The organism is Knoellia altitudinis, assembly GCF_042666355.1.
Taxonomy (GTDB): domain Bacteria; phylum Actinomycetota; class Actinomycetes; order Actinomycetales; family Dermatophilaceae; genus Knoellia; species Knoellia altitudinis.
Map to the genome: position 1 here is coordinate 1,232,214 of NZ_JBHTDK010000001.1, position 25,657 is coordinate 1,257,870.

Below are 25,657 nucleotides of genomic sequence, written 5' to 3' on the forward strand. Positions count from 1 at the left end.
TCAGTCCTCCCTGAGGTGGGGGTTCGACAGCAGGTCGACCCCGAAGTTGATGAACGTGAGGGAGGTGATGAGCAGGGCGAGGACGAGACCGGGAGCCAGCACCCAGCCCCAGAGCCCCTGTCCGACAGCGCCCTGGGCATCGGCCTGGAAGAGCATGGTGCCCCAGGAGACGGTGTTCGGGTCGCCCAGACCGAGGAAGGACAGACCCGCCTCTGCCCCGATCGCGCCGGTGGAGGCACCGACGAAGCCGGCTGCGACCAGCGACGTCATGCTCGGCATGATCTCGCGGAAGATGATCCGCCCCGAGCCCTCCCCCGCGAACTTGGCCGCCGTGACGAAGTCGCGGTTGCGCAGGGTGATGATCTGCGCTCGTTTGGCGCGGGCGTGCCCGGCCCACGAGGTGATGCCGATGACGAAGACGATGAGCGGGATGCCGCGCACCTCGCTGTAGGCGATGAGCACGATCATGAGCGGCAGCACCGGCACGACGATCGCGACGTTGGTGATGAAGGACAGGAGGTCGTCGATCACCGTCCCCTCCTTGTAGCCCGACCACATGCCGATGACGAGGGCGATGACCGTCGACACCAGGCCGCCGAAGAGCCCCACCAGCAGCGAGACCCGGGTGCCGTGGACGAGCTGCGAGAAGATGTCACCGCCCTGGCTGGTGGTTCCGAGGAGGTGGTCGCCGCTGCGGGGCAGCAGGGCCTCGAAGTCGGAGCGGGTGCCCTCATAGGGGGCGATGAGCGGGGCGAACGCTGCGACGAGGACGAAGACCAGCAGGAGGATGAGGCCGACGCGAGCCTTGTAGCTGCTCCAGATGAGCTGCCACCACCGCATCTGCGTGTAGCCGGCGTCGGTCTCGCTGCGCTCCGCGGTGCCGTCGCCCGGAAGGTCGTCGGTGCCGGTCTGGACGATTCCTGCGCTCATGACTCAGACCTCCTGGCCCGGGGGTCGAGGACGCCGTAGAGCAGGTCCGCGATGAGGTTCGCGACCAGGACGGCGACGATGATGAAGAGCAGCAGGGTCTGCAGCAGCGGGAAGTCCCGGTTGCCGATCGCCTCGTCCATGAGGCGGCCCATGCCGGGGTAGTCGAAGATCTTCTCGACGAGGATCGACCCGCCGAGGACACTGCCCAGGGCGATCGCGAAGCCGGTGACGCTCGGCAGCAACGCATTGCGGGCCGCATACCGAAGGGCGACGACGCGGTCGGGGAGTCCCTTGGCCTTGGCGAGCCGGATGTAGTCCTCGCCGAGGTTCATCACCATGGTGTTGCGCATGCCGAGGATCCACCCGACCGGCGCGGTGATGAGCAGCGAGAGCGCCGGAAGCAACGAGTGGTATGCCGCGTCGGCCAGGAACGCTCCGTTCAGGCCCGGCGTGGTCACCGAGTAGCCGCCTCCCGTCGGGAACCAGCCGACGGTGTAGCCGAAGACGAACAGCAGGAGCAGCGCGATCCAGAAGGAGGGCAGGGTGCCGAGGAAGGTCGAGCCGAGCGTGACGATGCTGTCGAAGCGGCTGTTGCGCCGCCACGCGGCATACGCGCCCAGGGTGATCCCGATGACGAACGCGAGGACCTGGGTGACGCCCACGAGGACCAGGGTCCACGGCAGGGCGTTCCCGATGACCTCGGTGACCGGATAGGGGTAGTACGTGTACGAGATGCCGAAGTCACCCTGCACGAGGGCTCGCAGGTAGGCGACGTACTGCTCGAAGAGGCTGCCGTCGGGTGTCCCGAGCATGGTGCGCATGGCCTGCACCGCAGCCGGGTTGAGCTGGGCGTCCTTGCCGGCGAGCTTCTGCACCATCACCTCGGCCGGGTCACCGGGCTGGAGGCGGGGGATGATGAAGTTCAGCGTGATCGCTGCCCAGAGGGTCGCGAGGAAGAACGCGATCTTGCGGGCGAAGTACCTCACGGCGGGCCACCGTCACCCGGCGCACCCGTGACGGTGGCCACCGTCGACATCACTTCGCCGGTCGCAGCCGGGTGAGGATGAGGAGTCGGTCGTCCTGGGGCTGGGCGTAGGGGTCCTCTTCGCTCGGCCAGCCGACAGCCTTGTCGGTGCGGTAGAGGATGCGCGCCGGGGCGTAGATGAGGGGGATCACGGGATACTCCGTCATCATCGTCTCCACCAGCGAGCCGACGAGCTCCTTCTGCTTGGCCTCGTCGACGGTGCCGCTCAGCTCCTTGACCGTCGCATCGGTCGTCGGGTCGCTCCAGCGCTCGACGTTGGGCAGGATCTCCGTCTTGGTCGGGATCTGGTCGGACGCGAGCTTGCCGCCGATGTTCTTGGCGTTCTCGCAGCCGCCGTGGAGGTACTCGAGGACGAGGCCGAAGTCACCGGACTTCTTCTGGGCGTCGACCGACTCCGGTGCCGTGGCGGTGATCTTCGTGGTCACACCGACCGAGTTGAGGTTGCGGGTGATGACCTCGGCCATCGACTGGTAGTCGATGAAGCCCGCCTGGACGCTGAAGGTCAGGTTGATCGGCTGGCCGTCGGGCGTCTGGCGCTTGCCGTCGCCTCCCTTGGTGTAGCCCGCAGCGTCGAGCAGCTGGTTGGCCTTCCCGGCGTCGAACGGGATCACGGTGTCGGCACCGCCGTTCGCGGCATACTTCTCGGGGAGCAGCTTGACCGCCGCCGGCAGCTTCAGACCGGTCTGGCTCGCGGGCTTCATGATCCCGTAGGTCGCCTTCTCGGAGATCTCCTCCCGGTTGAGCGCCGGGGCGATCGCCTCGCGGAACTTCGCGTCGTCGAACGGCGCCTTCTGCACGTTGGGCGAGAGGACGGTCATCCCGTTGGGCGGGTAGTAGAGATGGTTCTTCTTCGGGTCGGAGTCCACGAAGGCCCGTTTGGGGTTGGGGATCTCACCCCAGTAGGCGTCCAGCTGGCCGGACTGCAGCTTGAGCGCAGCCTGGGAGGCTTCGTAGTTGCCCTCCAGCACCAGCTTCTGCACTTTGATCTTGTCGGCCTGCCAGTAGTCGGCGCGCCGGACCAGCTCGAGGCGGCGGCCGTTGTACTTGTCGACCTTGAACGGCCCGGATCCGACCGGGGCCTTGTCGATGTACTTCGTGACGTCGCCGACCTTGCCGTAGACGTGCTCCGGGAGGATCTGGAGCTTGATGAGCTCGTCGAACTTGGGAGCGGCGTTGCCCTCGAAGACGATCTTGACCTTGGTGCCCTCAGCCGTGATGGTCTTGGCCGGGGCGCCGAAAACGGGCTTCCAGATGCCGGCACGGTCGATCGCGGGGTACTGCTTGGCGAGGTTGAGCGTGAAGGCGACGTCCTTGGCCGTGAGGGGCTTGCCGTCGCTCCACTTGACCCCGTCGCGGATCGTGAAGTCGAGGGTGCTGGCCTGGCCACCCCAGGTGAAGTCGGTGGCGAGCCACGGTGTGACCTCGCAGCTGATGCCGTTGCGCACCATGAGCGGCTCGTAGAGCCACGTCTTCGTCAGGGCGTTGACCGCGTACGGGTTGTAGTCCACCAGACCGCCCATGGCAGCGGGCGCGTCGGACGGGAAGGTCAGCTGCGCGATCATGCCTTCGGCAGCAGCCGCACCCCCTCCGGACTGGCCGGCTCCGGCGCATGCGGACAGACCGAGGGCTCCGCACAGTGCAAGAGCCAGAACGGATGTGGATTTCGTCGCCATTGACTGACCTCCGTGGTGAATGTCTTTTCACCCTGAGTTGGCCAGCCGTCACGTGTCAACGGTTCTCGCCATGAAAGTACTTTCATGGCGAGCCTCCGTGCTCGACGAGTGAGTTTCATTTATTTACAAGGGTTTTCGCCTTGCCTCCGACGCTCGGGACGCTGCTATACAACAGGGGTGCCTTTCAGGACGAACGCGACGACGCGCGCTCACCACGAGCTCACGAGTGATGCCGGCCTGCGGGCGGTGTTCACCGACGAGGCCTGTCTGGCCCGCCTCGACGCCGGCGAGACGTCCTTGTTGATGTACCCCGCGAGCACCCACGAGGCCGGTCCCGGCAACCTCCACCTGCGCCGGATCGTCGGCAGTCGTGCGACCTCGGTGCCCCTCCTCGGCCCGGGCAGTGCCAGTGCCGTGTCCTGGTCCGACCGGGGGCCCGTGGTGACGGGGAGGTGGGAGGACCTGCGCTACACCGTGTCCTTCTCCCTCGCCGAGGGGCTGCCGGCCTGGTTCTGGCACGTGTCGGTGGAGAACACGGGCACGAGGGATGCCGTCATCGACGTCGTGCTCACGCACGACCCAGGCCTCGCCGCGTATGCCGCGGTCCGCACCAACGAGTTCTATGTCAGCCAGTACCTCGACCTCACCCCGGTGGCGACAGCACACGGCACCGCCATCGCGGTCCGGCAGAACATGCCCGGCCCGGCGGCCCCCTGGATGCTCGTGGGGTCCCTGAGGCAGGGACGTGGCTGGGCGACCGACACCCTCCAGCTGGTCCGGGGAGCGCGGCGTCCCGGTGGGGCCGTGGCCCTGGACCTCGCCGAGCTGCCGAACGAACGGCTCCAGCACGAGCACGCCCTCGTGGTGGTGCAGGACGAGCCCGTGACCCTTCCCGCGGGCGGACGGCACCGCACCGGCTTCTACGGCGTCTTCAGCGCGGACCATCCCGACGCGACCAGCGATGCGGATGCCGCGTGGGCCACTGCCGTCCTCGCCCAGCCGGAGGCTGGGGCCGGGGCCATGGCGGGAGGTCAGGCGGGAGCTGCGGCCGGAGCCACGCTGCACGTGATCGGTGGGGCAGCCTCGGGCTCCCTCTTCGGCACCGCACCACCCTTCGTCGCCGACGACCTGGACGCCGACACGCTGGCGGAGCTCACCGGCCACTCGGAGCCGACCCATCCCGAGACCGGCCCGGACGGCGAGCTGCTGTCATGGTTCGGCAGCGACGGCTCCCACGTCGTCACCGCCGCCAAGGAGCGAGCCGTCCTCCGGCCGCACGGCCACGTGCTGCGCACGGGCGACGCCCTCGTGCCCGACACCCGGACCCTGACGTCGACCATCTGGATGACCGGCACGTTCCACTCCCAGCTGACCCGGGGGCACGTCGGCCGGGACCCGTTGCTGTCGACCCGTCGCGGCTACCTCGGGGTGCAACGCGCCCACGGGATGCGGATCTTCGTCGAGGACCCGGCCACGGCCACGGGCTGGGCACTGCTGGAGACTCCGAGCGCCTGGGCCCTGCGGACCGACGGCGCGACCTGGTGGTACGCCAACGACGCCCTGGCCCTCGAGGTCGAGTCCTCGGCCCCAGCGTCCGGGCACGCGCTCGGGCTCACCGTCCGCTGGTTGTCCGGCGGACCGCGGCGGCTGCTCATCGCCCTCAACGTCGCCCTCTCCGGTGACGACGGGCTGGGTCCCGCGGCCTACGAGGTGACCGAGCGTGACGACGGCGTCGACATCAGGACGGCGGACGCCGGCCTCCTCCTCGGCTGGCCGGCCGGCGGGGTCACCGTGTCCGCCGACGGGCCGCTCTTCGCCGACGGCGCAGACCGCGGCACCCCCTGGGTGGTGCTCGACGTCGCCCCCCGGAGCCTCTTCGCCCTCAGCCTGGGGGTGACCGACACGGCCCACGACCTCGACGTACGACCGGCTCCCGGCCGGGAGCTCGGCGAGAGCTGGTCGACCAAGGTGTCGGAGGCCCTGCACCTCGCTGCGGGACCGGCGGACCCCGCGCTGGCGGCAGAGGTTGAGCGGATCGACACGGTGCTGCCGTGGTTCACCCAGAACGCCCTCGTCCACTACCTCTCCCCCCGTGGCCTCGAGCAGTTCTCGGGGGGCGCCTGGGGCACCCGCGACGTGTGCCAGGGTCCGGTCGGGCTGCTGACTGCGCTCGGGCGTGACGAGGAGCAGCGCGAGGTGCTCCTGTCCATCCTGCGCAACCAGAACGCCCGCGGCGACTGGCCACAGGCCTTCGACTTCCTTCCCCCACTCGCGGAGAGCGGTCAGGAGGACGCCCACGGCGACGTCCTCTACTGGCCGGTCCTCGCGATCGGCGACTACCTGCGCGCCACCGGTGACGGCTCGCTCCTCCGCGAGGGCGTGCCCTTCGTCGGCGACGAGGGCCTCACGCCGACCGCGTCGGTCGAGGAGCATTTGCGTCGCGCCCTGGACCGGATCGCCGAGGTGCGGGTCCCCGGAACTGCCCTGCCGGCATACGGTCACGGAGACTGGAACGACTCGTTGCAGCCCGCGGACCCTCACCTCGCGGCCCATCTCGTCTCCACCTGGACGACGGTTCTGCTGGTCACCGCGCTGCGGTCGCTGGCGGAGGGCCTCGAGTCGTGCCAGGTCGGTGACGACCTCGTCGCCCGCGCCCGGCGGGCAGCCGACGCCGCGCACACCTCGATCCGCGACGACCTCCTCGTCGACGGGGTGCTCCCCGGCTACGTCCTGATGCACGACGACGGCACGTCCGAGCCCCTCGTGCACCCACGGGACACCCGGACCGGGCTGACCCACGGGGTGCTGCCGTGGATCCACGCGATCTCGGCCGACCTCCTGACTCCCGAGCAGGCCCGGCACCACCTCGACCTCATCGACGAGCACCTGCTCGGCCCTGACGGCGCGCGACTGTTCGACCGTCCGGTGGCCTACCGCGGTGGCCCGATGAGCGTCTTCCAGCGGGCCGAGGCGAGCACCTTCTGGGGTCGCGAGATCGGGCTGATGTACATGCATGCGCACCTGCGCTATGCCGAGGCCCTCGCCCGGTTCGGTGACGGCAGGCGCCTCTTCGCCGCGCTGTGCCAGGCCAACCCGGTCGGTGTGACCGAGCGCGTTGCACGTGCCCGGCCGCGACAGAGCACCACCTACTACTCGTCCTCGGACGGCGTCTTCGACGACCGCCTCGACGCGAGCGAGCGCTACGCCGCGCTGATGGCCGGTGACGTCGACCTCGAGGGCGGGTGGCGCGTTTACTCCTCCGGACCGGGACTGTTCCTGAGGTTGCTCACCGAGACGTTCCTCGGAGTCCGCGCACGAGCTGACCGGGTCGAGATCGACCCGGTGCTCGACCCCGGACTCGACGGCTTGGTCGTGCGCATGCCACTGGGGCCCAGGCGACTGCGTGTCACGTATCGTCTGGGAGACAACGGAGTTGGCGTATGCCGCGTGGCCGTTGCAGGTGCCGACATCACCACGTCGCCGCTCACCAACCCCTACCGCACGCCGGGCGTCAGCATCGCCCTCGCGGACCTGGTGCCGGTTGCCAGCGGCGACATCGAGCTGATCGTGGAGACCTTCTGAGATGTCTGCCGGCCACGACGACCGACCCTGGCTGGACCCGACCCTCTCCGTGCCCGAGCGGGTGGAGTCGCTGCTCGGGCGGATGACCCTGCACGACAAGGTCGGCCAGACGCACCAGGTGGCCAACATCCACCCGGACGACGACGCCGACCTGCTGCGGGACGGTCGCATCGGATCCAGCCTCTTCGCGAGCGGCGCGACAGGAGGCAACGAGCGCGACGAGGGGGTGCTCGCCGGCAACATCGACGCAGCCCAGCGCCACGCCACCGACGAGAGCCGGCTCGGCATACCCGTCCTCTTCGGTCGGGACGTCATCCACGGGCACCGCACCGTGTGCCCGATCCCCCTGGGCCTGGCTGCCTCCTTCGACGAGGCCCTCGTCGAGGAGGTCGCCGCGCTGGCCGCCGCCGAGGCGGTCGTCGACGGCGTCGCCTGGACCTTCGCCCCGATGGTCGACCTGTCCGAGGAGCCGCGCTGGGGGCGCGTCGCGGAGTCGCTCGGAGAGACGCCGGTGCTGAGCGGACGGATGGCCGCGGCGATGGTGCGGGGCTTCCAGGGCAGTGGAGCTGCCGGAGTCGCGGACGAGTCGCGGATCGCGGCCTGCGCCAAGCACTTCGCGGGCTATGGCCTTTCGGCCGGAGGCAGGGACTACGACACCGTCTCCGTGGGCGAGAACACCCTGCGCAACCTGCACCTGCGGCCCTTCCGCACCGCCGTGGACGCCGGCGTCTGCACCGTCATGGCCGCGTTCAACGACGTGGACGGCATCCCGATGCACGCCCACCGCCATCTCCTGCGCGACGTCCTCAAGGGCGAGTGGGGCTTCGAGGGCGTGGTCGTCGCCGACTGGAACGGCATCGGACAGCTCGTCTTCCAGGGCGTCGCGGGCGACCTGCGCGACGCCGCGCGACAGGCCATCGAGGCCGGGATCGACCTCGACATGTGCTCCGGCGCGTATGCCGCCCACCTCGCCGACCTCGTCGAGTCGGGTGAGGTGGACGTGGCCCTCGTCGACGACGCGGTGCGACGGCTGCTCACCCTGAAGTTCCGGCTGGGGCTGTTCGAGAAGCCCTTCGTCGGCGACCCCGGACGGAGCAACGCGCCCACCGCTCAGTCCAGGGCGGTGGCTCTGCGCGCCGCGCGCGCGGCTCACGTGCTCGTCTCCAACAACGGTGTGCTCCCGCTGTCGCCCGACGTCGGCACAGTGCACCTGACCGGCCCCTTCGCCGAGGCCGGCGAGGAGCTGCTCGGCACGTGGACGCTCGATGGGCGAGGCGAGGACGTCGTGGCACCGGCAACAGCCTTCCGTGAGCGGCTCGGTGACAAGCGGCTCCTCGTCACCGACGGCCGGTTCAGCGACCGCGCGGTCCAACAGGTCCGCAACGCCGACGTCACCGTCGCGGTGGTGGGTGAGCACCCCTGGCGATCGGGAGAGGCGAACTCGGTGACCGACATCGGGCTCCCGGCCGGTCAGCTCGACTACCTCCGGCAGCTCTCCCGGATCGGCAAGCCGTTGGTCGTGGTCGCCTACACCGGGCGCCCGCTCGAGCTCGGCGAGATCATGGACCTCTCGGACGCCGTCATCGTCGTGTGGCACCCCGGCGTCGAGGCGGGCACAGCCCTGGCCGACGTGGTGTTCGGGGACGTCAGCCCTCATGGCCGACTGCCCATGACCTTCCCGCGCACGACCGGTCACATCCCGACGAGCACGCACCAGCGGCCCACCGGACGGGTTATCGAGCTGGACGAGGACGGCCGCCTCGGCCGCTATCTCGACGACCTCGTGTTCCCACGCCTGCCCTTCGGCCACGGCCTGGGCTACACGACGTTCGAGTACGGAGACCTGCGTGCCACCGGCTCCACGGAGCTCCCGCTCGACGGCTCGGTCGAGGTCGAGATCGAGGTCGTCAACACGGGCGCGCGAAGCGGGCGTGAGGTCGTGCAGCTGTCCTTCCGTGACCCCGTCGCACAGGTGACGCGCCCGTTGACCGAGCTCCTCGACTGGTCCGTGCTCGACCTCGCGCCTGGTGAGAAGGGCACGGCCACGTTCACGGTGCGCGCCGACCAGCTCGCCTACCACGGGCGGGACAACGTCCTGCGTGTCGACCCCGGCGAGATCGTCCTGTCGGCCGGCCCGGACGCCCTGCACGGCTCCCGGCTCACCGTGTCCGTCACGCCCTGACCGACGTCGCCTCTCGGGCGCCCGCCAGCTGATCTCGGCTGCGGGCCAGCCCCGAACCCCCTGTCCCCCAACGGAAAGCATCATGATCCAGATCCAGGACAAGCAGATCCTCATCGACGGCGAGCCGCGGGTGGTGATGGCCGGCGAGCTCCACTACTTCAGGGTCGCCCGCGACGAGTGGGAGCAGCGGATCCTGCTGCTCAAGGAGGCGGGTTGCAACGCCGTGGCCTCCTACATCCCGTGGCTGTGGCACGAGCTGCCTGACGGCACCGTCGACGTCACCGGCGCCACCCGTCCGGAGCGCGACGTCGCCGCCTTCATCGACCTGTGCGCGGCGCACGAGCTCTGGTTCATCGCACGTCCGGGCCCGTTCATCATGGCGGAGCTCAAGAACGAGGGCCTGCCCTTCCGCCTCTACACCGAGCACCCCGAGATCGTCTCCACAGGCTGGGACGGCGCACCGGCGCCGAGCCGCACGGTGGACTACCTCGCCCCCGCCTACCTCGACGAGTGCGACCGCTGGTTCGGGGCGGTCCTCCCGCTCATCGCCGAGCGGCTCCAGCCCCGCGGCGGCAACGTCATCGCGGTCCAGCTCGACAACGAGATCGGCATGCTCGCGTGGGTGACCAACAGCCCCGACCTCACCGACCACCTCGTCGCCGACTTCGCCGACTGGGTGCAGGGCCATCGGGCCGGAGCGGTGACCTACCCGTTGTCACCCGACGACATCCGCTCGCCGAAGGAGGAGTGGGCCGGGCCGCTGCGCCAGGACCTCGTGGTCTTCATGCGTGACCGGTTCCGCCGCTACGTCGTGGCCCTGCGGGCGATGGCGGAGGCGCGTGGCATCGTCGACGTCCCGTTCCTCATCAACATCCACGGCACCGAGGGCGGCAGTGGTGAGCCGTTCCCGATCGGCATCAGCCAGCTCGTGGAGACCTACGCCGGCGTGCCCGGGATGATCTCGGGCTCGGACCACTACATGGGCGACATGACGCTCAACACCACCACCGACCTCTATGTCATCAACGCGTTCATGGACGCGGTGCACACCCCCGACCAGCCCACCACCTCGCTCGAGTTCGAGGCCGGGTCGGGTGACTACGCCGGTGGGGTCGACAACCAGTACGACCCGTCCACCGTCGACCTCAAGACCCGGCGCTCACTGGCCCAGGGCAACCGGGTGATCAACTACTACCTCTTCGCCGGTGGCATCAACCCGCCGCTGGAGGAGCCCGTCGGGGACGGGAACGACCGGATCAGCTTCACCGGCGAGCGTCACGGCACGGCCGCGCCCGTCGGACCCGAGGGTCAGAAGGGCATGACGTATGCCGCCACGGCCCGGACCGTGCATGCCGTCCGGCTCCACGAGCGCTGGCTCTCGCGCATGGACGAGGAGCACGACGGCGTCCAGCTCGGCCTGGTCCTCGACTCCTACGCCACGGAGTACCACCATCCCGACAGCGCGCTCATGACCGAGGTCGTCGAGGATCTGGCCCGCCACCGTGGCGCCGGACCTCGCCGGGCCCTGGTGCGATCGATGCTGCTCGGCGGCTACCGCTTCGGCGCGGTCCACCTGCAGCGGGACGAGCCGAGTGGTGTCGTGGCGCTGGCCACGGGGCGCCACCTCGCCCCTGAGGTGCAGCAGGGACTGGTCGACCACCTGACCCTCGGTGGCGGACTGCTCCTGCTGGGCCGGTTGCCCGACCGCGACCTCGAGGGCAAGGCGTGCACGATCCTCGCCGAGGCCCTCGGCATCACGGGAGCTCACCTGACCTGGGCCAAGAACCACTACTTCCCGTCGGCCGTGGCGAGCGGTTGGGCGGCGCCGTGGCCGGAGACCCGGGTCGGCTGGTTCCAGGCCCTGGAGCACGAGCGCGGCGACGCCGTCCTGCGCGAGGTCGACGGCGCTGTCTGCGGCGTCGACGTCGAGGTCGGTGCCGGTCGGGCGATCCTGCTCGCCGCCGAGCTGCCGTCCGACGTCGACCTCTTCGGACGGGCCCTGCGACGCCTCGGCGCGTCACCTGGTCTGGAGCTGGCAGCCGACGTCCCGGGCGCGTTCGCGACGACCTCCTCGACCGCCGACGGGGAGCGTCTGCTCCACCTCGCCAACATCACCGGTCACCACAACAGGGTTCGCCTGTCCCTCGACGGGCAGACCCTGGGCGACGGCGATCTCTGCCTGCCGCCGCGCACGGGCGCCTTCCTGGCCCTGGGACTGGACACTCCGATCGGCCGCGTCGAGTGGGCCAACGCCGAGCTCGTCGAGATCGGTGAGGACCGGCTGGCCTTCGGGCCCCCGCTGGGTGAACGGACCACGGTGGTGCTGCGAGGCGCGCCTGGCGTCCGTGTCGACGGCGGGACGCATCAGCGCGACGGCGACGTGCAGACGCTCACCACACCGGCCGGGGTGCAGCTGGCCCTCTCGCGCGCCTGAACCTCGCTGCGCCGGGCCGGTTCCACGGAGCCGGTCCGGCGCAGTCTGGGCTGACGACGCTCAGACGGGGTTGCCGAAGACGCGCAGCTCGTGGAGCGAGTAGCCGTACGGCGTGGCGCGGGTGAGGCCCTGCATCCGCACGAACCTCACCGGCCCGGTGTCAGGGAGTCGCACCAGGTCGGTCCCGCAGGTGCCCTGGTCGACCGTCGCTGCTCGGGTCCAGGTGGTCCCGTCCACCGACACGTCGATGGCGAAGGACTTCGCGCACGCCTGCTCCCAGTCCAGCTCGACGCTCTCGACCGTCGAGGGCGCCGCCAGCTCGAGCTGGAGCCACTGGTTGTCGCTGTGGCTCGAGGCCCACCGCGTGCCCGGGTCACCATCGTTGGCCATCCGTGCGGCCAGCCGTGGGAGTCCACCCTCGACACTGGACGCGGTCGCCGTCGCTGAGTGGGACAGGTGCTGGGTCCCGTCAGGTGCCGGGGCCGCGGTCCGGGCGGTCGCCCGGCCCGACGCGGTGATGCCGGCACGGTCGACCGTGCCCGTCACCGTGGCGGTGAGCTCGCCGCTGGCGAACGTCGCTGCCTCCGTGGCGGTGATCCGGAAGGTCCACGTCCCGCCCTGGCCCGGCTGGAGCCCACGTGGTCCGACCCCGACCGGGGCCACGGTCAGGGCCAGCCCGTCCGCGGCCGCGAGGGTGACCGTGGGCCTGCCTGGTCAGCGCGGTGTCGTGGTTGTTGCGCACCGTCACGTCGACGACCGCGCTCGCGCCGGCCACCATCATCGGCGGTGTGGAGAGGCTCACGGCCACCTTCGGGTCGCCCGGGTGGAACAGCGTCGGCGTGATCACACCGATGCCCGGACCCATCGCGAGGCGCCCGGCACCGGCCATGAAACGCTCGTGGGTCTGCCCGGGCTCGACGCCGCGCCACATCTTCTGGGCGAGGATCCCGAGGGTGGGCTCGACGAGACCGTGCACGTCCTGCTGGGTGTAGGTCGCGTCGACGAGGTCGTTCCAGACCGCCGACATCGCACCCTTGAGGGAGTCCTCTCCCTCCGGGACGAGGTTGCTGCCGCCGAAGTGACGAGGGGTCCAGCTGGCGAAGAGCCATGGACCGTCGAGCCCGCGGCCGTGGTAGTAGCTCGCGAAGGGGACGATGTAGAGCAGAGCGTCGTTGGTGTTGACGAAGTCGTAGCCGTCGGCAAGCGCCGGCGTCGGGCCGTACCACCCGTTGTTCCAGGAGTTGATCAGGACGTCGCGGTCATGGCCCTCGGCAGTGCCGGACATGACCGTGAAGCTGCCCCAGGCGGCGGCCTTCTTGCCGAGGCTGCGGACGTGGGCGGCCATCTCGTTGAAGTACTGCGTGTACTCGGCTGCGTACTCCCGCGGGTACTCGTCGGCGCCGTAGTGCACGGTGGGCCCACGGAACCACGGCGTGAACTCGGAGAACACGTCCTTCATGAACTGGGTGGTCTCCGGCTTGGTGAGGTCGAGGTGGTCGGAGCTGCCACCGCTCAGCCCCAGGTTCGCGTCGAACTCGATGAAGGCACGCGAGTGTGCAGGCGCGTCGATCTCGGGGACGATGTCGACGAAGTGCGCCGCAGCGTTGTCCTCGATCGCATCCCAGTCGGCCCGGGTGTAGGAGCCGTCGTCGGCGGCGAGACCGGCGAAGCGAGGGTTGTCGCTCTTGAGCCGGAAGGCCGACTGCGCCTTGGACCAGTCGCCGTCGGGGGCGGAGATGGCGTTGTCGTTGAGGTGGATCTGGAAGGTGTTGAGCTTGTACCAGCTCAGGTAGGTCGTGTAGTCGCGCAGATACTCCGGCGTGAAGTAGCGACGCCCCACGTCGAGCATGAAGCCACGGAACTCGTAGTTCGGCCAGTCCGTGGTGCGGCCGACGGGCAGGGTCGTGCGCGGGCCGGACCCGGTGAGGATCTGCAGCACGCTGCGTGTGGCCCAGAACGCCCCACGTGCGGTCCGCGAGGTGATGGTGGCGCGCGCGCCGACATCGAGCGTGTAGCCCTCGGCCCGGGCGACCTCCGTGTCGGGTCCCACTGCCGCGGTCGCGTCGAGCCCGATGACGATGTCGCCGGCCCTCGTGACGTCGGTGTGGACGACGTCGAGGGCACGCAGCCCCGTGACCTCGACGAGATCGCTGCGGAGCTGGGAGGCAACGGGTGTCAACGCCCCCACGTCCTCCGGAGCCAGGACGATGCGGGACCTGTGGGTCAGCTCGAGGTGGCCCGTGCCTCCGGTCCACTGCTGCAGGGCAGGGATGACGACGGGCTTGGCATTGACGGCGTCGGCCATGATCGGTTGACCTCATCAACGACAGATTCGAGCGCGGCTGACGGTGACGTTAGCGGCATGCGACGGCATACCACCAGAGCACCGCGGGCTTGCCTCTCGTCGCGTGCGGCGAGCGGTCAGCTGCCCCGTGAAGACCGGACGTCGGTCACCAGGCGACGTCGTGGCAGCCCGTGTGCGTCTCGGGCTCCACCTGGAGCGTGGCGTGCTCGACCCCGAACTGCACCCGCATCACCTGCCGAGCGGCATCGAGCACGTCGTGCGGGTCCACGGCCTCGACGGTCATGAGGTGGGCGGTGGCGACGTTCATCCCGGACGTCAACGTCCACACGTGGAGGTCGTGGACGTCCACCACGCCCGGGACGCCGGCGAGCGCCGCCGTCACGTCGTCAGGGCTCATGCCCGCGGGGGCGTGCTGCCCGAGAACGGTGAGCACCTCGCGCCCGAGCATGACCGCGCGCACTGCGACGAAGGCGGCGATGGCAAGCGCAATACCGGTGTCCCACAAGGCATCTCCGGTGGCTGCCACGAGCACCCCGGCAGCGATGACCCCGACGGAGCCCAGCGTGTCGGCGACGACCTCGAGGTAGGCGCCCTTGACGTTGAGCGAGTCAGCGGCGCCGCCGCGGAGCAGGGCCAGGGCGATGAGGTTGACGACAAGTCCGAGGACGCCGACCACGAGCATCGGCCCGGTCGCGACCTGGGCAGGCCCACCGATGCGCTGCACCGCTTCGAACGCGATGTATGCCGCGACGCCCAGCATGAGGAGCACCGCGAGTCCCGAGGCGAAGACTTCCGCGCGGAAGGACCCATAGGTCCGGCGGCCCGTCGAGTCCGGCCGGGCGGCGATCCGCGTCGCAACGAGTGCGGCGCCCAGAGCAACGACGTCGGCGGCCATGTGCCCGGCATCGGAGAGCAGCGCGAGGGAGCCCGACGTCAGCGCGGTGACGAGCTCGACGACGAAGAATGTCGCGACGAGCCCGAACGCCAGCTGCAGCCGCCAGCGGTGGGTGGCACCCGCGGAATCGTGGCTGTGGCTGTGGCTGTGGCCCATGACCCCACGCTAGCCACCCGAGTCGATCCCACCCTGCGGGGCATGGTGCGAGGCCGCCCAAGTGTGATCAGGTGGGGCGATGACTCGATACGGCTTCCACGCCTCGCACGAGCAGATCGCCCCCGGCCAGCTGCTGGCCGACGTGCAGCACGCCGAGAAGGCCGGCTTCGCGATGGCCATGTGCTCGGACCACTTCTCCCCGTGGAGCGCCCGGCAGGGCCACAGCGGCTACACCTGGTCGTGGCTCGGTGCCGCGCTCGCCACGACGAACCTCACGTTCGGCTGCGTCAGCGCCCCCGGCCAGCGCTACCACCCCGCGGTCGCGGCCCAGAAGATCGCCACCCTCTCCCAGATGTTCGAGGGGCGCTTCTGGGTGGCACTCGGCAGCGGCGAGGCGAGCAACGAGCACATCACCGGCGACGGGTGGCCGCGCAAGGACGTGCGGGACCAGAGGCTCGACGAGTGCGTGGACGTCATCCGCCGACTTCTCGCCGGCGACGAGGTGAGCCACGACGGGCTCGTCACCGTCGACCGGGCCCGCCTGTGGGACCTCCCCCGACAGCAGCCCAAGCTCATCGCTCCGGTGGTCTCGGTCGAGAGTGCCGCCCGGGTCGCGGCGTGGGCCGACGGCCTCATCACCATCGTCCAGCCGGAGGACCAGCTGCGCGCGGTCGTCGAGACCTACCGCGGGGCCGGGGGCCGGGGGGCGCTCTCGCTCCAGGTCCACCTCAGCTGGGCCGAGACAGAACAGGCCGCCGAGGACATCGCCTGGGACCAGTGGCGCAGCAACGTCATCGGTGCACCGGTCTCCTGGGACACCGAGACCGCGGAGGCGTTCGACGCCATCGGTGAGCAGGTCACCCTCGAGGCGTTGCGCACCGCGGTGCAGGTCTCGGCGGACCTCGGTGAGCACCGCGAGCGCCTCGAGCACCTCGCCTCCCTGGGTTTCGACGACATCTACCTCCACCACGTCGGCCAGGAGCAGGACTCCTTCATCGAGGCCTTCGGCAGCGAGGTCCTTCCGGGGCTGGCCGGCCACCCCGATCCCCGAGACTGAGGACAGAACCATGCGCATCACCGACACCAGCGACCAGTGGTGGAAGACCGCCGTCATCTACTGCCTCGACGTGGAGACCTTCTACGACTCGGACGGCGACGGGATCGGCGACCTTCCCGGGCTGGGCGAGCGCCTGGACTACCTCGCCGAGCTGGGCGTGACGTGTGTCTGGCTCATGCCCTTCTATCCCAGCCCGCAGCGCGACGACGGCTACGACGTCATGGACTTCTACTCGGTCGACCCCCGCGTCGGCACCAGCGGCGACCTCGTCGAGGTCATCCGCACCGCGCACGACCGGGGGCTGCGGGTCATCGCCGACCTTCTCGTCAACCACACCTCGGACCAGCACCCGTGGTTCAAGGAGTCCCGTCGCAGCAAGGACTCCCCCAAGCGCGACTGGTACGTCTGGCGCGCCGACGCACCTCCGGACACCAGTGACCAGGTCGTGTTCCCCGACCAGGAGGAGGGCATCTGGACCCTCGACGACAAGACCGGGGAGTGGTACCTGCACCACTTCTACGAGCACCAGCCCGACCTCAACGTCGCCAACCCGGACGTGCAGGACGAGATCGCGCGGGTCACCGGCTACTGGCTCGAGCTCGGCCTCGACGGGTTCCGCGTCGACGCCGTGCCGTTCTTCGTCGAGGACGTCGACACGGGTGGGCCCGACGCCGTCCTGGAGCCGCACGAGCTGCTCAAGAACCTGCGCGCCTTCATCAACCGCCGCAACGGTTCGGCGATCATGCTCGGCGAGGTCAACCTGCCGCACAAGCTGCAGCGCGAGTACTTCGGCGGGGACGCCGGCGACGAGCTGCACATGATGTTCGACTTCATCGGGATGCAGAAGCTCTATCTCTCGCTGGCCCGCGAGGACGCCCGCCCGCTCGCCAAGGCCCTGAACGACCGGCCGCCCATCCACCGGAGCTGCCAGTGGGCGACGTTCGTGCGCAACCACGACGAGCTCACCCTCGACAAGCTCACGGACAAGGAGCGCGAGGAGGTCTTCGCCGCCTTCGGGCCCGAGCCCGAGATGCAGATCTACGGTCGCGGCCTCAAGCGCCGCCTGCCACCGATGCTCGGCGGCGACCCCCGCCGCATCCGGATGGCCTACAGCCTCCTCTTCTCGTTGCCCGGGACGCCGACCCTCTTCTACGGCGAGGAGATCGGCATGGGCGAGGACCTTGCCGGCGAGGGGCGGATGGCCGTCCGAACTCCGATGCAGTGGTCCGACGGGCCCACCGGCGGGTTCTCCACCGCGTCACCACGCAAGCTGGTCCGCCGAACCGCTCCCGACGGTTATGCGCCCGAGCACGTCAACGTCGTGGCCCAGCGCGCCGACCCGGACTCGTTGTGGAGCTTCATGCGCCACCTCGTGCAGACCTACCGCGCGTGCCCGGAGCTGGGCTGGGGGGAGCTCTCGGTCCTGCCCCAGCCGGACAAGCAGGTTCTCGCGCACGCGTGCTCGACAGACGATGCGGGTGTCGTCGCACTCCACAACTTCGGGCCGAACCCGGTCACTGTCTCGGTCGACCTGTCCGAGCTCCCCGGGTGGGCGTCATGGTCCGCGTCCGGCGACGTGGTCCTGACCGACCTCCTGTCCGCCGGGGAGGTGGCGCCCCGGGACGGCTCCCTCGAGGTCGCCCTCGACGGCTACGGCTTTCGATGGTTGAGGGTCCGGCCGGCCGGCGACCTCCGCATCCCCTGAGCCTTCGGGTCAGGCATCCATCGATGCGGATGGGGAGCTCGGCGACATCCTCCGACGCCAGAGCCACCCCACGAGCAGCCCTGCCATCACGATGCCGAGCAGGACCGCGCCCGCCGTGCCGAACCATGTGACCACCTGCTCGTAGGACTTGCCCGCGGCGAACCCCGCGAGCACGCTCACGACCGACCACGACCCAGCGGCCAGCAGGTCCCACGCGAGGAACTTGGGGTACGGCATACCGGAGATGCCGGCGAGCGACGGCATGACGGAACGGACGAACGGGGTCCACCGACCGATGAGCACGGCCGGGCCGCCTCGGACCCTGAGGCGCGCCTCGGCCGCGACGAGGACCTTCCTTCGACCGGGGTGCGTGACATGGCGGTGGAGCCGCGGACCGAACCGGCGCCCGACGGCATACCCGACGTTGTCACCGAGGAGCGCCGCGGCGACCACGACGACGAGCACGGCGACCAGAGAGGTGCGGCCGAGGGCCGCCGCCGCGCCGGCGAGGACCGCAACCGTCTCGCCCGGCAGCACCATGCCGACGAGCAGGGCGCACTCCCCGAAGACGATGAGGCCCGCGATCGTGAGGATGACCCACTGCGGCTGGTCGAGCAGGGTCGCGAGGACGTCCGTCACCGGCGCTCCTCGAAGAAGTCGAGCAGGAGGCGGGACGCCTCGCCCTCGAGGACTCCTCCGACCACCTCGATGCGGTGCGTCGCCCGGCGGTCGCGCACGACGTCCCAGACCGAGCCGGTCGCGCCGAGCTTGGGATCCCAGGCACCCAGGACGAGGCGGGAGATGCGGGCGAGCATCGCTGCGCCCGCGCACATGGGGCAGGGTTCGAGCGTCACGACGAGCGTGCACTGCGTCAACCGCCACGACCCGGTATGCCGTGCCGCCGCCCTGAGTGCCACGACCTCGGCATGGGCCGTGGGGTCGCCCTCGACCTCGCGCAGGTTCCAGCCCTCGCCGATGATCGCGCCGGCCGGGTCGAGGACGACGGCCCCGACCGGCACGTCGCCCGCCGACGCGGCCCGCGAGGCGAGGTCGAGGGCCCGACGCATGGGCACGGCATACTCCTCGCGCAGCGGCGCGGAAGCCAGGCCGGAGGCGGGACCCGGGGGGAGGCCGGACGCGGGTCCGGAGGTGGGGCTCACACGCTAAGTTTCACTCATGCGCGTTCACGTTGCGGACCATCCGCTCATTGCCCACAAGCTGACCTACCTGCGGGACAAGCGGACGGACTCGCCGACCTTCCGCCGGCTGGCCGAGGAGCTCATGACGCTGCTGGCCTACGAGGCGACGCGCGACGTGCGGGTCGAGCCGTTCGAGATCGAGACCCCGGTGGCCCCGACGACGGGCATCAAGCTCTCCAACCCCAAGCCGCTCATCGTGCCCATCCTGCGCGCGGGGCTCGGCATGCTCGAGGGCATGGTGCGGCTCCTGCCGAGCGCCGAGGTCGGGTTCCTGGGCATGCAGCGCAACGAGGAGACGCTCGAGGCGATCACCTACGCGAACCGGCTGCCGGACGACCTCTCCGGGCGCCAGGTCTATGTGCTGGACCCGATGCTCGCCACCGGCGGCTCGATGATCGACGCCATCAGGTTCCTCCTCGAGCGCGGCGCCGACGACATCACCGCCGTCACGCTGCTCGCGGCGCCCGAGGGCATCGCGGCCATGGAGACCGCGCTCGCCGATGCCGGTGTGCCCGTCCAGCTCGTCACCGGCTCGATCGACGAGAGGCTCAACGAGGTCGGCTACATCGTGCCCGGGCTGGGCGACGCGGGCGACCGGCTCTACGGCGTCGTCTGACCGGCTCTGCGGAGACCTGGGCCGGGGTGAGGCGCAGTGCGACGCGGTGCGGCGACACGCCGGCGCCAACCTCACGAGTCACACCAGTCACATCCCCCATCATGAGTGCAGCAGTGTGACGTCTGTGCGCGCCCGCGCAGGCCAGATCCCGAGAGAGAGCCGACGTGTCCATGCCCCCGGTCAAGAAGATCGTCACGTGGCTCATCGTCATCTTCCTGCTCTACGCCATCTTCACCTCGCCCTCCGACGCCGCTGACATCGTCGGCAGCGCCTGGGACGTCATCAGCAACGGCGTGCGCAACATCGGTCGGTTCTTCGACTCCTTGATCGCCCGGAGCTGACCTTGGCGGCCGGGCGCCTCGACCGCGAGCTGGAGCGCTACCTCGTCCCTGGTGAGCGCGTCGTCACGGTCGTCCGGCAGCACTGGTTCTCACAGCTTCGCCCCATCGCGATCTTCGTCGGGCTGCTCTTCCTCGCGACGTTCGTCGAGGCCGAGGCACCGCGCACCTGCGGTGGCGCGATGCTCGCCAACGTCTTCTGGTATGCCGCGTTGGCCGGAGCGCTGCACCTCCTGTGGCGCTACCTCAACTGGCGCCACGACTGGTTCGTCGCGACCGACAAGCGCTTCCTGCTCTTCTACGGCTTCATCCGGCGCAAGGTCGCGATGATGCCGCTGACCAAGGTCACCGACATGACCTTCGACCGCTCGATCATGGGTCGGATCATCGGCTACGGCACCTTCCTCCTCGAGTCCGCCGGCCAGGACCAGGCGCTCGGACACATCGAGTACGTCCCCGACGCCGAGCGGCACTACCGCGCCATCTGCACGGTCCTCTTCGGCTCGACCGACGCCGCCCGTGACCCCGACGACGGATGGGATGACGACGAGGACCCGGAGGGCGGTCCGAGCGGCAGGGGCGATGGCCCCGCCGCCGGTCCGGACGCCCCCTACGACGACGGATGGCAGGACGGCTGGGAGGACCCGCACGGCTGGCGCGACTACCTCGGGCGGGACGAGCGGCAGTCGAGGGCGGACGGCATACGCAGTCCCATCCACGAGTGGAGCGACTCGGCCGACTCGCACGAGACGCTCTACCGCAGCTCTGACCTGCTGCACGCCTCCCGCCTCGAGGACACGGGCGAGATCCCCGTGGTCCGGCCACGCAGCCGGCGTCGCCCCGGGCCGTCCGGACGCACGGGACCACGCTGAGCGTCTCGAGGACGAGCTCGGTCCAGCGATGGGCCGTCGAGGCGGCCCACCCACCTCAGGCGGAGGGCGGCTGGTTCGTCGGTGGCTGGTCGGGATCGACGGGCGGGGTGCCTGGGACCGGACGGTCGGTGGGCGTCGCAGAGGTGGGCGGCTGGCCCGGGTCCACCTGGGGCTCGACCGGAGCCGGCGGGCGCTGCTCCACGACCTTGTCCACACCTCTGGTCGCAGCCTCCTTGGCCTTGGCGACCTTGTCGGAGTACTTGCCCTGCGTTCGCTCGTCCACGGCCTGGCCAGCCTTGTCGACGTAGCCGCCGAGCTTGTCGCGGTTCTCGTCGGCGTAGGTCGCGGCCTTGGCCTTCGCCTCGTGGACCGCCTTGTCGGCGCCGCGGATGACGTCCTCGGTCTTGGCGGGAAGTCCCAGGTCCTTGGCCTTCTGGATGAGCTTGTCGCGCATCGACATCGTCGTGCTCCTCATGATCGAGTCGGGATCAGATGGGTTCGAGTCTGACTGCTGTCGTCCCCCACAGCAACGCCGCTCCCGTCAGCGCCGGCTGCGATAGGTGAGGAGGCCCTTGACCCCGAGGAGCAGCGTCTCGCTGACGGCCTCCGGGTCGGCGAGGCATCCGGCGCTCATGGCCCCGTCCCGGAGCATGACGAAGTGCCGAGCCGCGGCCTCCTCATCACCCTTCCCGGTCTCAGCGAAGAGCGCCGTCATCGTGTCCAGGAACCACGTCCGATGAGCCAGCACGGCCCGGTGCACGGGGTGGCTCGCGTCGGGGAACTCGGCAGCGGCATTGAGGAAGGCGCAGCCCCGGAAGCCCTTGCGCTCGATGTCGTCAGCGATGGCTCGGGCAATCGTCCGGATGGCCTCGTCGGGGCTGGCCCCCTCGGCGCGCACTGCGGCCGCCCTGGCTCGCAGGGCGTCGTCGGCCTGGGACAGGTAGGCCACGATCAAGTCGTCCTTGCTCGGGAAGTGGCGATACAGGGTGGCCCGGGTGACGCCGGCCGTGGCGACGATCCGGTCGATCCCGACGGAGTGGAGCCCGTGCGCATAGAAGAGCTCGGTGGCGGTGGTCAGCAGGCGATCTCGCGCTGCGGACATCGGGGATCTCCTTGCGTGACTTGGGATGGCGTAACATGCCTCAGATTAGCAGACAGAACGATCGGTCTTGACAAGTGGTGTGCTCCCTGCAACCCTCAGAGAGACCGATCGTTCTACCCACCGAAGGAAGACCTCCCATGCCCACGTCCCTCCAGGCCAACCGGCCGCCCACGGCGACCGACCCCGCCGGACGATCCACCGAGCTGGCACACCTCTACTTCGTGCGCACCTTGTTCGCCCTCGTCTGGGCCGGCCTGCTCACGCTCACCGCCTCCCCTCTCACGGTGGCGACTGGTGCCGTGCTCGTCATCTACCCGCTGTTCGACGCCGTTGCCGCGGTGATCGACGCCCGCTCCTCGAGGACTCCAGCCGCGCGGACGCCCTTGTTCGCCAACCTCGCCTTCAGCCTGGTGGCCGCCGTCGCCGTGGCCGTCGCAGCCACCTCCGGGATTCCAGCCGTCCTGCGCGTCTGGGGCATCTGGGCGATCGCCGCAGGGCTCGTCCAGCTGGTGGTCGCCCTTCGACGTCGTCAGCTTGGAGGTCAGTGGCCGATGATCCTCAGTGGTGGACTCTCCGCCGTCGCGGGCTCCGCCTTCATCCTCCAGGCCAGTGGCTCCGGTGCATCGCTGAGCAGCCTCGCCGGCTACGCCACCCTCGGCGCGGTGTTCTTCCTCGTCTCCGCCATCCGCCTGACCCGGCGCACCATTACGGTCGACGCATGAGCGCCGCGACCCGCAAGACCGTCGACGTCGTGGTCATCGGAGCCGGCCCCGTGGGTGAGAACGTCGCCAACCGGGCGGTGCAGGGCGGCCTCTCCGTCGTCGTCGTCGAGCGCGAGCTCGTGGGTGGCGAGTGCTCCTACTGGGCGTGCATGCCCACCAAGGCGCTGCTGCGCGACGCGGCTGCGCTGCGTGCCGCTCGTGCCCTGCCGGCCGCCGCACAGATGATCAGGGGAGACCTCGATCCGCAGGCGGTGTTCGCCCGACGCGACCGGTTCACGTCGAGCTGGAACGATGACGGCCAGGTCAGCTGGTTGGCCGAGGCCGGCATCACCCTCGTCCGCGGACAGGGACGGATCACCGGCACCCGGACCGTCACGGCCACCGCTGGCGACGGCACGACGACAGAGCTCCACGCCCGCCACGCCGTCGTCGTCGCCACCGGCAGCAGCGCCCAGGTGCCGCCCATCCCGGGCCTGGCGGAGGCCCATCCCTGGACGAGCAGGCAGGCGGCATCCGCCCACGAGGTTCCACGTCGACTGGCGATCATCGGAGGAGGCGTCGTCGGCTCCGAGATGGCCACGGCCTTCACCGCGCTCGGCTCGAGCGTGACCCTCATCTCCCAGACACGACTCCTGCCCGGCGTCGAGGCCCTTGCTGGTGAGCACGTCGCCGACGCACTGCGTTCTGCGGGCGCCACGCTCCTGCTGGAGGTCGATGCCACCGCGGCCCGGCGCGACGACGACGGGACCGTGCACGTCACGACGTCCGACGGCGAGATCGTGGAGGCCGACGAGGTCCTCGTCGCCACGGGTCGCACTCCCAACACCCGGGACGTCGGCCTCGAGAGCGTCGGGCTGGCCCCCGGCGACTGGCTGACCGTCGACGAAGGGCTCTCGGTCGTCGACGCCAGCGGGCAACCGGTCGGCGAGGGCTGGCTGTATGCCGCGGGCGACGTGAACCATCGCGTCCTCCTCACCCACCACGGCAAGTACCAGGCCCGTGCCCTGGGGGATGCGATCGCCGCCCGGGCACACGGGTTGGCGCCCGACCTCAGTGCCTGGGGTCGGCACTCGGCCACCGCGGACGAACGCGCCGTCACCCAGGTGATCTTCACCGATCCCGAGGTGGCGGCGGTCGGGCTGTCAGCCGAGGAGGCCTCGGCCGCAGGCATCCCCGTGCGCATCGTCGACCACGACCTCGGAGCGGTCGCCGGTGCGGCGCTGCACGCGGACGGCTACACGGGCCACGCCCGGATGGTCGTGGACGACAGGCGCAACGTCCTCGTCGGCTTCACCGCCGTGGGCCCCGATGTGGCCGAGCTGCTCCACGCCGCGACCATCGCCGTCACTGCCGAGGTCCCGCTGGACCGCCTGTGGCACGCCGTGCCCGCCTATCCGACGATGAACGAGATCTGGCTCCGCCTCCTTGAGGCAGACGGGCGCGACCGGTCCGAGCGCTAGAGCGCGGTGAGGATGTCGGTGACGCGGTCCTTCGCGTCCCCGAAGAGCATCTGCGAGTTCTCACGGAAGAAGAGCGGGTTCTGCACGCCGGCGTACCCCGTTGCCATCGACCGCTTGAAGACGATGACGTCATGCGCGTTCCACACCTCGAGCACCGGCATCCCGGCGATCGGCGAGGTCGGGTCCTCCGCCGCGGACGGGTTGACCGTGTCGTTGGCGCCGATCACCAGCACCACGTCGGTGGACGAGAAGTCGTCGTTGACCTCGTCCATCTCGAGGACGATGTCGTAGGGCACCTTGGCCTCGGCGAGCAGCACGTTCATGTGACCAGGCAGCCGCCCCGCGACCGGGTGGATGCCGAAGCGCACCTCGACCCCCCTGTCGCGCAGCTGCTTGGTCAGCTCGGCGACCGGATACTGCGCCTGCGCGACAGCCATGCCGTAGCCCGGTGTGATGACCACCGACGACGCGTCCCGCAGCAGCTCGGCCACGCCCTCGGCCGTGATCTCCCGGTGCTCGCCGTAGTCCCTGTCCTCACCGACGACGACCTCCTGCCCGAAGCCACCGGCGATGACCGACACGAACGACCGGTTCATCGCCTTGCACATGATGTAGCTGAGGATCGCACCCGAGGCACCGACGAGAGCACCCGTGACGATGAGCAGGTCGTTGCCGAGCATGAAGCCGGCCGCGGCTGCCGCCCACCCCGAGTAGGAGTTGAGCATCGACACGACGACCGGCATGTCGCCGCCACCGATGGACGCCACCAGGTGCCAGCCGAACACCAGCGCGATGACCGTCATGAGCAGCAGCGGAACGATCGAGTGCGTCTGGATGAACCAGCCGAGCAGCAGGACCGACACGACGAGCGCCGCCAGGTTGAGCCAGTGGCGGGCCGGCAGCATGAGCGGCGACGACGGGATCCGTCCCGACAGCTTGAGGAACGCCACCACCGATCCGGTGAGCGTCACGGCACCGATGAAGACGCCGAGGAAGACCTCGACCGAGTGGATGGTGTCGGACGCGTCCCCGACGGTGAGGTGGCTGTTGATGCCGACGAGGACCGCGGCGAGCCCGACGAAGCTGTGCAGCATCGCTACGAGCTCAGGCATCTGGGTCATCTCGACCTTGCGCGCCCGCCACAGCCCGATGGCGGCACCGATGCCCATGGCCAGCGCGATGAGCAGCAGTGTCACGAGGGCATGCTCGGACCTCGACAGGGTGAGCCAGACGGTCGCGCCGAGCGCGATGACCATGCCGGTCACGCCGAAGGCGTTGCCCTCCTTGGCGCTCTCGTGCTTCGAGAGCCCTGCGAGGGAAAGGACGAAGAGAACGGCAGAGACGATGTATGCCGCAGAGACCACGTTCGATGTCATTTCTCGCC

21 protein-coding genes are annotated in these 25,657 nt (G+C 70.0%); 10 read left to right on the forward strand and 11 right to left on the reverse strand.

Features of this window, described 5'->3' with window-relative positions:
* From ACFQW8_RS05825 to ACFQW8_RS05835, 3 genes are read right to left on the reverse strand one after another with little or no spacing between them, the layout of a single operon-like run.
* On the reverse strand, window positions 1–930 hold the full coding sequence (locus ACFQW8_RS05825) for an ABC transporter permease (protein ID WP_380086023.1): 930 nt from the start codon (window positions 928–930) through the stop codon (window positions 1–3).
* The gene (locus ACFQW8_RS05830) at window positions 927–1,916 is read right to left on the reverse strand and encodes an ABC transporter permease (RefSeq protein WP_380086024.1); all 990 of its coding nucleotides are present in this window, start codon (window positions 1,914–1,916) and stop codon (window positions 927–929) included. The genes ACFQW8_RS05825 and ACFQW8_RS05830 overlap by 4 nt, the downstream gene beginning before the upstream one ends.
* Before the next feature lie 49 nt (window positions 1,917–1,965).
* The gene (locus ACFQW8_RS05835) at window positions 1,966–3,537 is read right to left on the reverse strand and encodes an ABC transporter substrate-binding protein (RefSeq protein ID WP_380086025.1); all 1,572 of its coding nucleotides are present in this window, start codon (window positions 3,535–3,537) and stop codon (window positions 1,966–1,968) included.
* Window positions 3,538–3,825: 288 nt separating this feature from the next.
* On the opposite strand from ACFQW8_RS05835, the gene ACFQW8_RS05840 reads away from it, so the two are divergent.
* The 3 genes from ACFQW8_RS05840 (at window position 3,826) to ACFQW8_RS05850 (ending at window position 11,846) form a co-directional block, all read left to right on the forward strand.
* The gene (locus tag ACFQW8_RS05840) at window positions 3,826–7,230 is read left to right on the forward strand and encodes a GH36-type glycosyl hydrolase domain-containing protein (protein ID WP_380086026.1); all 3,405 of its coding nucleotides are present in this window, start codon (window positions 3,826–3,828) and stop codon (window positions 7,228–7,230) included.
* Window position 7,231: 1 nt separating this feature from the next.
* Entirely contained in the window at window positions 7,232–9,412 is a 2,181-nt protein-coding gene (locus ACFQW8_RS05845; protein ID WP_380086027.1) for a glycoside hydrolase family 3 N-terminal domain-containing protein, read from the forward strand.
* Between the two features lie 82 nt (window positions 9,413–9,494).
* Entirely contained in the window at window positions 9,495–11,846 is a 2,352-nt protein-coding gene (locus tag ACFQW8_RS05850; protein WP_380086028.1) for a beta-galactosidase, read from the forward strand.
* A gap of 60 nt (window positions 11,847–11,906) precedes the next feature.
* On the opposite strand, the gene ACFQW8_RS05855 is transcribed toward ACFQW8_RS05850, so the two are convergent.
* The 3 genes from ACFQW8_RS05855 to ACFQW8_RS05865 form a co-directional block, all read right to left on the reverse strand.
* Window positions 11,907–12,392: a discoidin domain-containing protein gene (locus tag ACFQW8_RS05855; RefSeq protein WP_380086029.1), complete on the reverse strand. Its 486-nt coding sequence runs from the start codon at window positions 12,390–12,392 to the stop codon at window positions 11,907–11,909.
* On the reverse strand, window positions 12,316–14,151 hold the full coding sequence (locus tag ACFQW8_RS05860; protein WP_380086030.1) for a family 20 glycosylhydrolase: 1,836 nt from the start codon (window positions 14,149–14,151) through the stop codon (window positions 12,316–12,318). Before ACFQW8_RS05860 ends, ACFQW8_RS05855 begins: the two co-directional genes overlap by 77 nt.
* Before the next feature lie 145 nt (window positions 14,152–14,296).
* Window positions 14,297–15,202 carry a cation diffusion facilitator family transporter gene (locus ACFQW8_RS05865; RefSeq protein WP_380086031.1) on the reverse strand — a complete coding sequence of 302 codons (906 nt, stop codon included), beginning with the start codon at window positions 15,200–15,202 and terminating at the stop codon, window positions 14,297–14,299.
* 79 nt (window positions 15,203–15,281) lie between these two features.
* Here ACFQW8_RS05865 and ACFQW8_RS05870 point away from each other — a divergent pair, with 79 nt between their 5' ends.
* Both ACFQW8_RS05870 and ACFQW8_RS05875 read left to right on the forward strand, forming a co-directional pair.
* Complete coding sequence (locus ACFQW8_RS05870; protein ID WP_380086032.1) at window positions 15,282–16,259, forward strand: TIGR03885 family FMN-dependent LLM class oxidoreductase; 978 nt, start codon at window positions 15,282–15,284, stop codon at window positions 16,257–16,259.
* 10 nt (window positions 16,260–16,269) lie between these two features.
* Window positions 16,270–17,964, forward strand: coding sequence for an alpha-amylase family protein (locus ACFQW8_RS05875; protein ID WP_380086033.1), 1,695 nt, complete (start codon window positions 16,270–16,272; stop codon window positions 17,962–17,964).
* A gap of 9 nt (window positions 17,965–17,973) precedes the next feature.
* Here the strand turns inward: ACFQW8_RS05875 and ACFQW8_RS05880 are convergent, their stop codons facing one another.
* Together ACFQW8_RS05880 and tadA are read right to left on the reverse strand one after the other, a co-directional pair.
* Complete coding sequence (locus ACFQW8_RS05880) at window positions 17,974–18,603, reverse strand: DedA family protein (RefSeq protein WP_380086034.1); 630 nt, start codon at window positions 18,601–18,603, stop codon at window positions 17,974–17,976.
* Complete coding sequence (gene tadA / locus ACFQW8_RS05885) at window positions 18,600–19,031, reverse strand: tRNA adenosine(34) deaminase TadA (RefSeq protein ID WP_380088600.1); 432 nt, start codon at window positions 19,029–19,031, stop codon at window positions 18,600–18,602. Before tadA ends, ACFQW8_RS05880 begins: the two co-directional genes overlap by 4 nt.
* Before the next feature lie 109 nt (window positions 19,032–19,140).
* On the opposite strand from tadA, the gene upp reads away from it, so the two are divergent.
* The 3 genes from upp to ACFQW8_RS05900 all read left to right on the forward strand — a co-directional run bounded on the left by upp (window position 19,141) and on the right by ACFQW8_RS05900 (window position 20,989).
* Complete coding sequence (gene upp / locus ACFQW8_RS05890) at window positions 19,141–19,779, forward strand: uracil phosphoribosyltransferase (RefSeq protein ID WP_380086035.1); 639 nt, start codon at window positions 19,141–19,143, stop codon at window positions 19,777–19,779.
* Window positions 19,780–19,943: 164 nt separating this feature from the next.
* Window positions 19,944–20,120 (forward strand): hypothetical protein, encoded by a 177-nt coding sequence (locus ACFQW8_RS05895; protein WP_353953846.1) that lies wholly within the window; start codon window positions 19,944–19,946, stop codon window positions 20,118–20,120.
* A 2-nt stretch (window positions 20,121–20,122) separates the two neighbouring features.
* Window positions 20,123–20,989 (forward strand): PH domain-containing protein, encoded by an 867-nt coding sequence (locus tag ACFQW8_RS05900; protein ID WP_380086036.1) that lies wholly within the window; start codon window positions 20,123–20,125, stop codon window positions 20,987–20,989.
* Between the two features lie 55 nt (window positions 20,990–21,044).
* Here the strand turns inward: ACFQW8_RS05900 and ACFQW8_RS05905 are convergent, their stop codons facing one another.
* Both ACFQW8_RS05905 and ACFQW8_RS05910 read right to left on the reverse strand, forming a co-directional pair.
* A complete protein-coding gene (locus tag ACFQW8_RS05905) occupies window positions 21,045–21,449 on the reverse strand; it encodes an antitoxin (protein WP_380086037.1) in 405 nt (134 codons plus the stop codon).
* Window positions 21,450–21,530: 81 nt separating this feature from the next.
* Window positions 21,531–22,091 carry a TetR/AcrR family transcriptional regulator gene (locus tag ACFQW8_RS05910; RefSeq protein WP_380086038.1) on the reverse strand — a complete coding sequence of 187 codons (561 nt, stop codon included), beginning with the start codon at window positions 22,089–22,091 and terminating at the stop codon, window positions 21,531–21,533.
* Between the two features lie 137 nt (window positions 22,092–22,228).
* Between ACFQW8_RS05910 and ACFQW8_RS05915 the strand changes: the two genes are divergently transcribed.
* Window positions 22,229–22,813 carry a hypothetical protein gene (locus tag ACFQW8_RS05915; protein ID WP_380086039.1) on the forward strand — a complete coding sequence of 195 codons (585 nt, stop codon included), beginning with the start codon at window positions 22,229–22,231 and terminating at the stop codon, window positions 22,811–22,813.
* Window positions 22,810–24,273 carry a dihydrolipoyl dehydrogenase family protein gene (locus tag ACFQW8_RS05920; RefSeq protein WP_380086040.1) on the forward strand — a complete coding sequence of 488 codons (1,464 nt, stop codon included), beginning with the start codon at window positions 22,810–22,812 and terminating at the stop codon, window positions 24,271–24,273. Before ACFQW8_RS05915 ends, ACFQW8_RS05920 begins: the two co-directional genes overlap by 4 nt.
* Here ACFQW8_RS05920 and pntB read toward each other — a convergent pair.
* The gene (pntB, locus tag ACFQW8_RS05925) at window positions 24,270–25,649 is read right to left on the reverse strand and encodes a Re/Si-specific NAD(P)(+) transhydrogenase subunit beta (protein ID WP_380086041.1); all 1,380 of its coding nucleotides are present in this window, start codon (window positions 25,647–25,649) and stop codon (window positions 24,270–24,272) included. The two genes, ACFQW8_RS05920 and pntB, sit on opposite strands and share 4 nt — an antisense overlap.
* Window positions 25,650–25,657 lie beyond the last annotated feature (8 nt).